The 13147-nt window shown below is 56.5% G+C and carries 8 protein-coding genes; 6 read left to right on the forward strand and 2 right to left on the reverse strand.

The features are described 5' to 3' along the window. Positions 1-14: 14 nt before the first annotated feature. Positions 15-614, reverse strand: coding sequence for an amino acid synthesis family protein (locus QC816_RS08945; RefSeq protein WP_309781691.1), 600 nt, complete (start codon positions 612-614; stop codon positions 15-17). A 381-nt stretch (positions 615-995) separates the two neighbouring features. Between QC816_RS08945 and QC816_RS08950 the strand changes: the two genes are divergently transcribed. From QC816_RS08950 to fdhF, 6 genes are all read left to right on the forward strand, one after another. Continuing rightward, on the forward strand, positions 996-2573 hold the full coding sequence (locus QC816_RS08950; protein ID WP_309781693.1) for a BCCT family transporter: 1578 nt from the start codon (positions 996-998) through the stop codon (positions 2571-2573). 24 nt (positions 2574-2597) lie between these two features. Continuing rightward, positions 2598-3641, forward strand: a complete 1044-nt coding sequence (locus tag QC816_RS08955; protein ID WP_309781696.1) for an LLM class flavin-dependent oxidoreductase — start codon at positions 2598-2600, stop codon at positions 3639-3641. Between the two features lie 51 nt (positions 3642-3692). Then, positions 3693-5159, forward strand: a complete 1467-nt coding sequence (locus QC816_RS08960; RefSeq protein ID WP_309781698.1) for an NAD-dependent succinate-semialdehyde dehydrogenase — start codon at positions 3693-3695, stop codon at positions 5157-5159. Positions 5160-5538: 379 nt separating this feature from the next. Then, positions 5539-6729 carry a formaldehyde dehydrogenase, glutathione-independent gene (fdhA, locus tag QC816_RS08965; RefSeq protein ID WP_039857462.1) on the forward strand — a complete coding sequence of 397 codons (1191 nt, stop codon included), beginning with the start codon at positions 5539-5541 and terminating at the stop codon, positions 6727-6729. A 163-nt stretch (positions 6730-6892) separates the two neighbouring features. Next, positions 6893-8611, forward strand: coding sequence for an NAD(P)H-dependent oxidoreductase subunit E (locus QC816_RS08970; RefSeq protein WP_309781702.1), 1719 nt, complete (start codon positions 6893-6895; stop codon positions 8609-8611). An 11-nt stretch (positions 8612-8622) separates the two neighbouring features. After that, positions 8623-11478, forward strand: coding sequence for a formate dehydrogenase subunit alpha (gene fdhF / locus QC816_RS08975; RefSeq protein ID WP_309781705.1), 2856 nt, complete (start codon positions 8623-8625; stop codon positions 11476-11478). 165 nt (positions 11479-11643) lie between these two features. Here the strand turns inward: fdhF and QC816_RS08980 are convergent, their stop codons facing one another. After that, entirely contained in the window at positions 11644-12930 is a 1287-nt protein-coding gene (locus QC816_RS08980; RefSeq protein WP_066314849.1) for an aromatic ring-hydroxylating oxygenase subunit alpha, read from the reverse strand. Between the last annotated feature and the right edge of the window lie 217 nt (positions 12931-13147).

Raw genomic sequence — 13147 nt, forward strand, 5'->3', positions numbered from 1 at the left:
CAGTCTCCTTGGACTCAGTGGTTACCGTCCTGTTCTGCCTCAGCGGCCAGTTCTTGCAGATCTTGATAGCGATTGCCGATACGCGGATGCAGTCGTCCGCCATCAGCGGCTCCAAGCGCGACAATGATTTCGTCATGGCGAGGAGCGTCTTCGATGTGCATTTCCAGTGTGATGTAATGCGAACGAAAGCCCTCGTCATGCTTATGCATCATCGGTATCTGGATCGACGTGCCGGGAGCACCACGTTTGTTGGTGAAGCTCAAGTAGCTCTTGGCCCCGACTGCATCACGGAAATGATTGCCAAAGCGCAATGTATGAATGATCGCTGACGCATGCTCAATTTCACCGTCAGTGCCCACAATAGCTGCTTTTCCATACGCCTCTATGGTGTCGCCATCCATCTCCTTTAATACTAGCTCGACGATGCGCTCGCCCAAAGAAGAACAACCTTTACGAATTTCAGGGGATAGGTCCTCGACAAAGCCTTGTCCGCTCCAGGGGTTTGCGATGACGGCAGCCACGCCAAGCATGGTGACCGGGCGCACCCCTTCCTTGCCTCCTTCTATAAATGTCGTTTCTCGATAAGTCACGATTTTGCGAATTGTGAAGCTCATTGGCGTTTCCTTATTACTGGGCAGGCCTGCATAGCCTTATGGACAGAGTATTCCTTAGGTTCTTGGTATACCATAATACCAATGGTTGGTTTTAGCAATAAATGGCGATCTAAGAAGCGTTGTAAAGTCTGGTTAAGAAATTTATTTTTTTTATAATTTACTGAAATTTATGTATTTTATTTTATTTCCGTAGGTGTTGACATGTAAAAAATAAAATAAGTTCTTGCATGTCGTATTATGGCATACCAATATTGCTACTGAGCCGTTTGCTCCATTAGACAGGCTATCTGCCGACAACGGCTCGGTTGATTCTTTAGTTACGGCGGCGTTGGTAACGCCATAAAGACAATGACAAGAAATCCAATTAAGGAGAGCTTTTCTATGCAAGACTCTCGACAGGACACACCAAGCAAGGGCGTGTTCGCTGGTGTTGATAAGACGATGGCGATAGCCTCGATAACGATGGTATTTGCCTTCGTACTCTTCTCAGTACTTCAGCCAGAACTGGCCAATAGTATCTATCAGTGGGTGAAGCAGTTTATTGAGCAGGAGCTCGGCTGGTATTACATCCTTACGGTAAATGTGGTTCTACTCGTTACCATCGGCATCATCATCAGCCCTTATGGAAAGCTACGGCTTGGGAGTGACGATGAACGGCCTGAGTTTTCCAACTTTACCTGGTTCGCGATGCTCTTTAGTGCTGCCGTTGGCACTGGGCTTTTATTCTGGAGTATTGCCGAGCCTCTTACCCACCTTCAGGGCAACCCCTTTATTGCGATGGCTGGTGTCGAGCCCAATACATTGCCGGCTGCGCAAGCTGCCCTTCGCATCACTATTTTTCATTGGGGTCTACACGGTTGGGCTATCTATATCTTGGTTGGCACCATTCTGTCTTATTTCGCCTATCGGCGAGGCTTGCCGATGACGATACGCTCGGCCTTCTATCCGGTGCTGGGTGAGCGCATTTATGGGCCCATTGGACATGCAATCGACCTGTTGGCGATCTTTGCGACGTTATTCGGTACTGCCACCACGTTGGGTCTCGGCGTTTCACAAATGAATGCCGGTCTCAACACGCTTTTCGGCCTGGAAATTTCCAGCACCAATCAAGTGTTGCTAGTGATAGGCGTTACCTTAGCGGCCACTGTTTCGGCAGTGACTGGTTTGAAGAAAGGGATTCGGCTGCTAAGTGAGTGGAATATCCATCTCAGCATGATTCTTTTCGCTTTCTTCATTTTGGCGGGCCCCACTGTTTTCTTACTGACCGTTTTCACTACTAGCGTAGGAGACTATTTGGCTAACATCGTCAACATGGGGTTCTGGACCAATCCTGATCCTGAGAGCCAGTGGCAAGGTTGGTGGACGCTGTTCTATTGGGGGTGGTGGCTGTCTTGGGGCCCCTATGTCGGTATGTTCATCGCCCGAATCTCACGCGGTCGTACTATCCGAGAAGTGTTGTTAGGCGGCATGTTGGCAGCGACCCTAGGTGCAACTGCATGGATTGTAATTTTTGGTGGTACCGCCTTGCACTTGCAGCTTTTTGGCGGCGCTGATTTGGCTACGGTTGCTAATGAAAACGTCACGCAGGTGTTGTTCCAAACTATCCAGGCACTGGATGTCTCCTGGGCTACTGGCTTTATGACTGCCATGGCGACGCTAATGATTGTCACGTGGTTTGTTACATCTGCAGATTCAGGGACTCTTGTCATCTGTACGATCCTTGCCAAGGGCAGCCCACATCCTCCGCAACTCTATCGTGTGATTTGGGGGCTAGGACTTGGTGCTACAGCAGCCGTTCTTTTGCTAGCTGGTGGACTGGTGGCCTTACAGACGGCAGCAATAGCCGCAGCCTTACCATTTTCCGTGGCCCTCTTGGTGATGTGCTATTGCATGGTTAAGGCACTTCGCGAAGAAGACATCAGTGCCGCAGGTACTGCCCCCTCGATTGAAACTCGCTAACAAATACTATCAGGAGAGTCAGAGATGCATTTTTCTCTATTTATACATATGGAGCGTTACAGCGAGCAGGAGAATCATCAACAATTGTTCGATGAACTCTGTGAGCTAGTAAAAATTGCAGAAGCGGGTGGTTTTCGAACGGCTTGGATTGGTGAGCACCATGGTATGCAATTTACCTCCTCGCCGAGTCCGGTAGCCCAGTTAGCCTACCTTGCCGCCAAGACTGAGCGGATACGTCTGGGAGCAGGCACCTTTGTAGCTCCATTTTGGGATCCAATTCGCCTAGCCGGTGAAGCAGCCATGCTTGATGTGATCAGTAATGGCCGTCTTGAATTTGGCATCGCACGGGGGGCGTATCAGTTTGAGTTTGACCGCCTTACCGATGGAATGTCTGCAGCAGATGGTGGCCAAGCACTGCGCGAGATGGTGCCGGCGATACAAGGTCTTTGGCAGGGCGATTATGCCCATGAGGGCGAGGTCTATCGCTTCCCCACGACAACCAGCGTGCCCAAGCCCTTACAGTCGCCACGGCCTCCAATTTGGATCGCTGCACGTGACCCTAATTCCCATGAGTTTGCGGTTAAAAATAACTGCAATGTCATGGTGACGGCCTTAATGAAAGGGGACGAAGAGGTGGATGATTTAGCCAGGAAGTTCGATACCGCTTGTAGCAACAATCCAGAAGTTGCAAGGCCCGAACTTATGCTACTACGTCATACCTATGTTCATGAAGAAAGTGATCCAGAGGGGTGGCGAAAAGGTGCAGAGGCTCTGAATCTCTTCTATCGCTATTTCCTTGCTTGGTTTAAGAACGATCAGCCAGCAGTTAACGGCTTCTTCGAGCCCGTTACACAAGAATCAGTTGCTGATAACCCTGAGTTCTCTCTAGAGGGGCTGCGGCGGAATATGATGATAGGCACACCTGATGAAATTGTTGGGCGGCTAAAGAACTACGAAAAGCTAGGCATCACAGAGTATAGCTTTTGGACAGATAATACTTTGCCCTTTGAAGAAAAAAAGCGCTCGCTTGAGCTGTTTATTAGCAAGGTTGTACCACACTTTCGTTAATCGGGTGATGGGAAACTATTGTCGAGATGCGACCTGTATCGGGAACTGAAAATGACATTACAGCTAAAAGATCCTGGTCTGTTAAAGACTCAAGCTTATATCGATGGCCAGTGGGTAGATGGAAAACAAAGTACACACTTTGAGGTGATCAATCCTGCTACTGGAGAAGTGGTTGCACAGGTAGCAAACGCTGGTGCGGATGATGCCCGAATGGCCATTGAAGCTGCTCACCGTGCTCTTCCTGCCTGGAGGGCAAAAACCGCTAAAGAACGTAGCACTATTCTGCGTCGCTGGCATGATTTGATGCTTGAGCATCAAAATGACCTAGCGATGATTATGACTTATGAACAGGGGAAGCCTCTCGCCGAAGCCAAGGGCGAGGTGGCTTATGGGGCATCCTATATTGAATGGTTTGCTGAAGAGGCTAAACGTATCTATGGCGATGTTATTCCGACCGTTGCCAATGACCGTCGGCTGATTACGATTAAGCAGCCGGTGGGTGTGGTCGCGGCTATTACGCCCTGGAATTTCCCCAATGCTATGTTAGCTCGCAAGGCGGGCCCCGCACTGGCGGTGGGATGTACTTTCGTCATGAAGCCAGCCAAGGAAACACCTTTGTCTGCTCTGGCAATGGTAGAACTCGCTGAGAGGGCAGGCATTCCAGCCGGTGTGTTGAATCTTGTGGTGGGGGAAAACTCCAGTGAGATTGGCAGCGAGCTGACTGGGAACACAACTGTACGCAAGGTGACATTCACAGGCTCTACGCCGGTAGGCAAACTATTGCTAAAACAGTGTGCTGATACGGTTAAGAAGGTCTCGATGGAGCTGGGTGGGAATGCTCCAATCATTGTATTTGATGATGCTGATTTGGATCAGGCCGTTGCTGGGGTGCTGGCTTCAAAGTTTCGAAATGCAGGCCAGACCTGTATCTGCGCAAACCGGATCCTGATACAGGATGGGGTATACGAGGCCTTTGTTGAGAAATTTATTGCTGCTGTGAGTGAGCTTAAGGTAGGCAATGGGCTTGACGCAGGCATAACGATTGGCCCGTTGATACATGAACAGGCGGTTAAAGATGTTCATGCGATGGTGGAAGAGGCTTTAATGAAAGGCGCTAAATTGATGACGGGTGGTGCTATTGATAGTCATGGCACATGCTTTTATCAGCCAACAGTACTGATCAACGTTACCAGTGACATGCGTGTCTTCCGTGAAGAGATATTCGGTCCAGTAGCCCCGCTATTTAGGTTCAAAGATGAAACTGAGGCAATAGCGATGGCAAACGATACCGAGGTTGGTCTTGCTTCTTATATCTATACGCGTGATGTAGGACGAGTATGGCGTATTTCAGAGAACATTGAGTATGGGATGGTTGGCGTCAATGAAGTGGGAATATCGAGCGAAGTGATACCCTTCGGAGGCATTAAAGAATCAGGGCTTGGCCGTGAGGGCTCTAAGTATGGTCTCGATGATTATTTAGAGATCAAATATATCTGTATGGGAGGGTTAGATCACTAGGCTTTGTCTGAAAAGTCGGCGAGCGAGGGCCGATCTTTAACGCTGTATGGTCGAGCGCAGTCAGTTTTCAGACAGGCCTAGGCGCCGTTAAAACTGGATAGTAATGTATATCTACTAACGACATCTTGGTCAGCTGTGCCTGCACATGAGCGATTATAGTAGTGGCGGGCGACTGCAGAACGGTGTGGCGCCCGAACATGGCGCAAGGCGATTTTTACGCTATTCAAGGAAGAAGGCGCGCTGCGCTGATAAGAGGCCTCTTATGTCTTGAATAGATATGTGAGTGCCTTTTTGGGGTAAGTCCTAAGGCGCGGAGGGGATAGGGTGGGATAGCGCAATCAACCATCATGAACAGAACAATAAGCCACAGGAGCTAGCCATGAATGCAGCCAACCGCGGAGTGGTCTACAAGGGGCCGGGAGAGGTCGCCGTTGAGTCCATTGCCTATCCTGAACTCGCCATCGGCAATCGCAAGTGCGATCACGGCGTGATTCTCAAGGTAGTTACCACCAACATCTGTGGCAGCGACCAGCACATGGTACGCGGCCGCACCACTGCACCATCGGGCCTGGTGCTTGGTCACGAAATCACCGGCCTGGTCGTCGAGTGCGGTCGCGACGTCGAGTTTATTCAACCCGGCGACCTGGTTTCTGTGCCGTTCAACATTGCCTGCGGTCGCTGCCGCAACTGTAAAGAAGGCCGCACCGGTATCTGCCTCAACGTCAATCCCGCCCGTCCTGGCGCCGCCTACGGCTACGTGGATATGGGCGGCTGGGTAGGCGGCCAGACCGAATATGTCATGGTTCCCTATGCCGACTTTAACCTGCTGAAGTTCCCGGATGCCGATCAGGCCATGGAGAAGATCAAAGATCTGACCCTGCTCTCCGATATCTTCCCCACGGGGTTCCACGGCTGCGTGACTGCCGGAGTCGGCCCCGGCAGCACTGTCTATATTGCCGGTGCTGGCCCCGTAGGTCTGGCGGCTGCGGTTTCCGCTCAGCTGCTGGGGGCGGCCTGTGTGATCGTCGGCGATATGGTCGAAGAGCGTCTGGCCCAGGCGCGCAGCTTTGGTTGTGAGACCATCGACCTGACCCAGGACGGCGATATGGCCGACAAGATCGAGGTGATCCTCGGCGAGCGTGAGGTCGATGCCTTTGTCGATTGCGTCGGCTTCGAAGCTCACGCCTGTGGCTGCAATCACGGCAAAGAAGCGCCCGCCACGGTGCTCAACTCGGCGATGTCGTTGACCCGCGCGGGCGGCCAGATTGGTATTCCGGGCCTCTATGTGACCGAAGACCCGGGTGCGGAGGACGAGGCCGCCAAGCAGGGTGCTCTGAGCATGCGCTTTGGTCTTGGTTGGGCCAAGTCTCACAGCTTCCATACTGGACAGTGTCCGGTGATGAAGTACCATCGTCCGTTGATGCAGGCAATCCTGTTTGGCAAGGTCAATATTGCCGATGCGGTGAATGTCCAGATGATTACTCTGGATCAGGCACCCCAGGGCTATGCCGACTTCGATGGCGGCGCTGCTAAGAAATTCGTCATTGACCCCCATGGCAGCGTAGCTTAATAGCTTATTTAAGAAGTACTGAGTAAGTACTGAGCAACAAGGCCTGAGTAACAAGCCCTGACCCCTGGCTTAGGGCAGGTTAGTGCGACCCTAGACGGCGCCCCGCGGGGTGCCGTTTTTGTTCATCCGGTATAAAACCGATCAAGATAATAATGAGTACCCCATGACCGTCCAGACCGTGACCCCCAAGCGCCGCTTTCGCGGCAAGCCCCGCGGCCGTGATCTCGATCCCAGTCTTCTTGAGGGGTTGCGTGAACTGCTGGGCGACGAACGACAGAACGCTACGCTGCGCCGCCGCGACCTACTCATTGAACATTTACACAACATTCAGGACACCCGGGGCCATCTACTGCTGGCGGATTTGCGTGCCCTGGCGGCTTACATGAACCTGCCTATGGCGACCGTCTACGAGACGGCCACTTTCTATGCCCACTTCGATGTCATCCACGATGATCAGTTGCCGCCGCCGGCAGTGACCATTCGCGTTTGCGACTCCCTCACCTGCCAGTTGGCCGGTGCTGAGGCGCTTAAGGCACAGCTTGAAGCGAACGTGGATATCGAGCAGGTACGGGTGTTGAGGGCGCCCTGCATGGGACGCTGCGACACGGCGCCGGTAGTCGAAGTAGGCCACCATCATGTGCCGTTCGCCACCCAGGCGCAGATCGCGTCGGTGATCGAAAAGGGCCACTTTCACCCGGATCCCGTCGACTGGCAGCGATTGGATGACTATCGCCGCGAGGGCGGTATGGCGTTGCTCCAGGCCTGTCACGACGGCAGCGTTACAGTAGAAGCGTTGATGGAAGCGATGCAGCAGGCCAATCTGCGCGGCTTGGGGGGCGCGGGTTTCCCTACCTTCAAAAAATGGACTTTCGTGCGCCAGGAGGCCGGCCCCCGCTACTGCGCTATCAACGCCGACGAAGGCGAGCCCGGTACCTTCAAGGATCGCTATTACCTGGAAAATTCGCCGCACCAGTTTCTTGAAGGGGCCTTGGTCAGCGCCTGGGCGGTAGAGGCCGAGGCACTGTATATCTATTTGCGCGATGAGTACCCGGCGTTACATGGCGTACTGCGCGAGGCCATTGGCGAACTTGAGGCTGCGGGCCTGGTGACGCCGGGTTACATCGTGCTGCGCCGCGGCGCGGGGGCTTATATCTGCGGCGAAGAGTCGGCGATGATCGAGTCCCTGGAAGGCAAGCCGGGCAAGCCCCGCCATCGTCCTCCGTTTGTGGCCCAAAAAGGGCTCTTTGACCGCCCAACGCTGGTCAATAACGTCGAGACCGTCTACTGGATTCCCATGATCTGGCAGCGCGGCGCAGAGGCTTTCTCCAGCCAGGGCCGCCACGGCCGCGTAGGTCTGCGCAGTTTCTCGGTCTCGGGTCGGGTCAAGCAGCCGGGTGTGTATTTGGCGCCCGCGGGGATAACACTACAGGAATTAATTGACGAGTATTGCGGCGGCATGGCCGACGGCCACCGCTTGGCGGCCTACCTGCCCGGCGGTGCCTCCGGCGGCATTCTACCCGCGGCCAAGGCCGATATCCCCCTCGACTTCGACACCCTCCAGGAGCACGGCTGTTTCATCGGCTCCGCCGCGGTGATCGTGCTTTCCGACCAGGACGATCTGCGCGGGGCCGCGACCAATCTGCTGGCGTTCTTTGCCGACGAGTCCTGTGGTCAGTGCACGCCTTGCCGGGTGGGCACGGAAAAAATGCTCACCTTGCTCGAACGCAACGAGTGGGACGCCGGGCTGATGACGCAACTCTCCCAGGTGATGGTGGACGCCTCCATCTGCGGGCTTGGCCAGGCGGCGCCCAATCCGGTGCTTGGGCTGCTCAAGGATTTCCGCGGTGAACTTGCCGCCCAGAACGTCATCGTCAAGGGATAAAGGAGGCCACCATGAGCGAACAGAACGCCAACAACCGCTTTACCCTGACGCTGGACGGCGTTGAGGTCAGCGCATACTCCGGCGAAAGCCTCTGGCAGGTCGCCAAGCGCGCCGGCGAGACCATTCCCCACCTGTGTTTCAAGGACGCCAGCGGCTATCGCGCCGACGGTAACTGCCGCGCCTGCATGGTGGAAATCGAGGGCGAGCGGGCGCTGGCCGCCAGCTGTCTGCGCGAAGCAGCGCCCGGCATGGTGGTCAATAGCGCCAACTCCGAGCGCGCGCATACCGCCCGCAAGATGGTCATGGAAATGCTGGTGGTCGACCAGCCCGAGCGGGAAGCGAGCCCCGACCGTGCCAGCCACTTCTGGGACATGGCCGACCAGTTGGCCATCGATGCCACCGCGGTGCACCGCAAGTTGCCCAGGCGCGACGAGCGCGAGGCGCCCACCGTGCACCATGTGGCGTCCCGGGCGGACAGCCTGGTGCAGGACAGCAGCCACTCCGCCATGCGCGTCAATCTTGACGCCTGCATCGAGTGCAACCTGTGCGTGCGCGCCTGCCGGGAGGTTCAGGTCAACGACGTCATCGGCCTGGCGAACCGCGGCGCGGCCTCGAAGATCGTCTTCGACTTCGACGACCCCATGGGGGATAGCACCTGCGTGGCCTGTGGCGAGTGCGTTCAGGCCTGCCCCACCGGCGCGCTGATGCCTGCCACCGTGGTCGATGAGGCAGGCCGCGGTGATTCTACCGCCGCCGACCACAAGGTCGATTCGGTGTGCCCCTATTGCGGAGTGGGCTGTCAGCTCACCTACCATATCAAGGACGACGAGATCCTGTATGTGGAGGGCCGCGAAGGCCCCTCCAACCAGAACCGATTATGTGTCAAAGGGCGCTTCGGCTACGACTATCCGCGCCATCCATCGCGGCTTGTTACCCCGCTGATTCGTCGCGAGGGTGCCGCAAAGGGAATCGACCCGGACTTCGACCCCGCCCAGCCCCTGACGCATTTCCGCGAGGCGAGCTGGGACGAAGCCCTGGAAATCGCCGCCGGCGGGCTTGTGGATCTTAAAACGGCCCATGGCCCTGACGCCCTGGCCGGTTTCGGCAGCGCCAAGTGCTCCAACGAAGAGGCGTGGCTGTTCCAGAAGCTGGTGCGTACCGGCTTTGGTTCCAACCACGTGGATCACTGTACCCGTTTGTGTCACGCAAGCTCAGTGGCGGCATTGATGGAATGCATCGGTTCAGGCTCGGTCACCGCCTCCTTCATGCAGGCCGAGCAGGCCAACGTGGTAATCCTTACCGGCTGCAACCCGGCGGTGAACCACCCGGTGGCGGCCACTTTCTTCAAGCAGGCCGCCAAGCGCGGCACCAAGATCGTGATCCTTGACCCTCGCGGTCAGTCACTGGATGCCTATGCCCACCTGAGCGTGCGCTTTTCGCCGGGGGCCGACGTGGCCCTGTTCAACGCCATGCTCAATGTGGTGATCAGCGAGGGGCTGTATGACGCGGCCTATATCGCCGAGCATACCGAAGGCTTCGAGGCGCTTAAAACGCACACTGTGGACATGACCCCGGAAGCGATGAGCGGGCTGTGTGGGGTCGAGCCCGAGACCATCCGCGAGGTGGCCAGGCTCTACGCCAACGCCGAGCGGGCGATGATCTTCTGGGGCATGGGCATTTCCCAACATACCCATGGTACCGACAACGCCCGCTGTCTGATTTCGCTGGCCCTGGCCTGTGGTCAGACCGGGCGCCCCGGCACCGGCCTGCACCCATTACGTGGGCAGAACAATGTTCAGGGCGCATCTGATGCGGGCCTGATTCCCATGGTGATGCCCGACTACCAGCCGGTCAGCGATGCCCAGGTTCGCGCCGCCTTCGAGGAGCTGTGGAATACCGAGCTCGACCCGGCGCCGGGCCTCACCGTGGTGGAAATCATGGACGCCATCGCCGCAGGCACCATTCGCGGCATGTATATCCAGGGCGAAAATCCGGCGATGTCCGACCCGGACCTCTACCACGCGCGGGCCGCCCTGGCCAAGCTGGAGCACCTGGTGGTGCAGGACCTCTTCGTCACCGAGACCGCCCAGTTTGCCGATGTCATCCTGCCGGCCTCCGCCTGGCCCGAGAAGGACGGTACCGTCACCAACACCAATCGTCAGGTCCAGATGGGGCGTGCTGCCCTGCCGCTGCCCGGCCAGGCCAAGCCGGACTGGTGGATTATCCAGGAAATCGCCAAGCGCTTCGGTCTGGGCTGGAATTACCAGCATCCAAAGGACGTCTTCGCCGAGATGAAACAAGGCATGCCTTCCCTCGATCACATTTCCTGGGCGCGGCTGGAGCGCGAGCAGTCGGTGACCTACCCCTGCCCGGCGGAGGACGCGCCGGGGCACGATGTGGTCTTCAGCGATGCGTTTCCCACCGCCAGCGGTCGGGCGAAATTTGCACCCACGCGCCCACTGCCCCCGGATGAGCCGGTGGACAACGACTACCCGACAGTATTGACCACCGGGCGTCAGTTGGAGCACTGGCATACCGGTTCCATGACCCGGCGTGCCAAGGTGCTCGACGACCTGGAGCCGGAAGCCGTGGCCAGCCTGGCGCCCGCTGAGTTTATCCGACTGGGTATTGCCCCGGGCGATGATTTGACCATCGCCACCCGGCGAGGATCCATCACCCTCAAGGCGAGAACCGACCCGGGCATGCCCGAGGGCATGGTCTTCGTGCCCTTCTGTTATGGCGAAGCGGCGGCAAATCTACTCACCAATCCGGCGCTGGACCCGTTTGGGAAAATTCCCGAATTCAAGTATGCCGCCTGCCGGTTGAGCCGCTCGGAAATGCCGACCCCGGAAGAGGTGGGCGTTTAGAGGAAAGAACCCTGCGATTGCCAAGGAAGGCAGTGCAGAGAGTCGACGAACAGACAACGGAGTTGCATTGTTTGCGGAGGTCGACGTGACAGAGTGGACAGCCACACACACGCAACGGGCCCGCATTGGCGGGCCCGTTGCGTTACCGGCATTTGGCGGTGCTGCTTAGCCTTGCGCCAGCTTCAGTGAGGGGGCGTCATGCTCCAGATTCTCGAGCATGCGCTTGGCGTACCAGTCGACAAAGTCGATAACGCCAAATTCGTAAGTCTCGGAGTAGGGGCCGGGCTGGTAGGCTTTGGAGTTGATGCCGCGCTGGTTCTCCTCGGCGAGTTGACGATCCTGGTCGTTGGTGGCATCCCACACGCGGCGAAGCTCTTCAGGATCGTAGTCCACACCCTCTTCGGCGTCCTTGTGCACCAGCCATTTGGTGGTCACCATGGTCTGCTGTGGGCCAAGCGGCAACACGCGGAACACGACGGCGTGGTCGCCCATGAAGTGGTTCCATGAGTTGGGCAGGTGCAGAATGCGCAGGGAGCCCATGTCGGGGCTTTTCAGGCGGCCCATCAGCTTCTTGCAGCCGGGCTGGCCGTCCATGGTCATCGACACGATGCCATCCAGCAGCGGCGTGCGGGTCAGGCGGTTCTGCTGGCCAACGCGCGTCAGTTGGTAAGGCACCTGCTCCTTATCCCAGTCGGCCTGTTTGCGTGCCACCAGCGCCTTGTAGGCCGGCGTGGCGCGGGGGTCGTCGGTGTCATCAAATTCCTGCAAAGAGTTCAGCAGCTCAGGGTGAGCCCCGTTGCAGTGATAGCACTCGCGGTTGTTTTCAATCACCAGCTTCCAGTTGGCTTGCTCGACGATGCTGGACTCCGTGGCGACCTTGACGTTGTCCATCTGGTACGGCTCCAGGTAATGCTCAAGCGTTTCCAGAAACTCGTCAATGGCGGGCGGTTCCTCGTTTAAGTTGATAAAGATGAAGCCTCCCGCCGTGCGGGCATGGACCGGCTTGAGGCCAAACTGATCAAGGTTGAAGTCGCTACCCATATCGCTGCCGGCGAAGAGCAAGCGTCCATCAAGCTCGTAGGTCCACTGGTGGTAGGGGCAAACCAGTTTTGCCACCTTGCCCTTGTCCTTTGTGCAGAGCCGCGAACCGCGGTGGCGGCAGACATTGTGGAACGCATGAATCGTTCCCTCACTGCCGCGCACGATGACGATCGGATTATCACCGATGTCCAGCGTCATGAAGTTACCCTTGGTCGGTATCTCGCATGTCATGCCGGCGAACAGCCACTCTTTCTCGAAAATTTCCTGCATATCAAGCGCGAACAGGCGGGCATCGTTATAAAAAGGCTGCGGTAGCGAAAAGGTGCGCTCTCTTGTCTGCAGCATCTCGGCCGTTGACTCACGAGCCGCGGCAAGTGGGTCGTCCATCATAGTTAAAACACGTTGTTCCATACCAGTATCCTCGTAAACCACTGCTTCCCCCTCGAGGGCTGCGAGTCGGCCGTTAGTCAAGATTGCTCAATCTTGTTGTTCTGTCGCGTAACCTGGCGCTTTGTTAATACCCGACCTGCATCGAGTGACAGATTGTGTGGCAGGCACCTCCCTGCCAGTTATCCAGCCGCGACATCAGGTGATGTAGTGACGACTAAAAAGGTGGTTTGCAGACGAT

It is taken from the genome of Vreelandella janggokensis (assembly GCF_031451615.1).
GTDB lineage: Bacteria > Pseudomonadota > Gammaproteobacteria > Pseudomonadales > Halomonadaceae > Vreelandella > Vreelandella janggokensis.

Coding starts and splice junctions, on each gene's coding strand:
- QC816_RS08945 (WP_309781691.1), bottom strand. CDS start 614: ATGAGCTTCACAATTCGCAAAATCGTGACTTATCGAGAAACGACATTT.
- QC816_RS08950 (WP_309781693.1), top strand. CDS start 996: ATGCAAGACTCTCGACAGGACACACCAAGCAAGGGCGTGTTCGCTGGT.
- QC816_RS08955 (WP_309781696.1), top strand. CDS start 2,598: ATGCATTTTTCTCTATTTATACATATGGAGCGTTACAGCGAGCAGGAG.
- QC816_RS08960 (WP_309781698.1), top strand. CDS start 3,693: ATGACATTACAGCTAAAAGATCCTGGTCTGTTAAAGACTCAAGCTTAT.
- fdhA (WP_039857462.1), top strand. CDS start 5,539: ATGAATGCAGCCAACCGCGGAGTGGTCTACAAGGGGCCGGGAGAGGTC.
- QC816_RS08970 (WP_309781702.1), top strand. CDS start 6,893: ATGACCGTCCAGACCGTGACCCCCAAGCGCCGCTTTCGCGGCAAGCCC.
- fdhF (WP_309781705.1), top strand. CDS start 8,623: ATGAGCGAACAGAACGCCAACAACCGCTTTACCCTGACGCTGGACGGC.
- QC816_RS08980 (WP_066314849.1), bottom strand. CDS start 12,930: ATGGAACAACGTGTTTTAACTATGATGGACGACCCACTTGCCGCGGCT.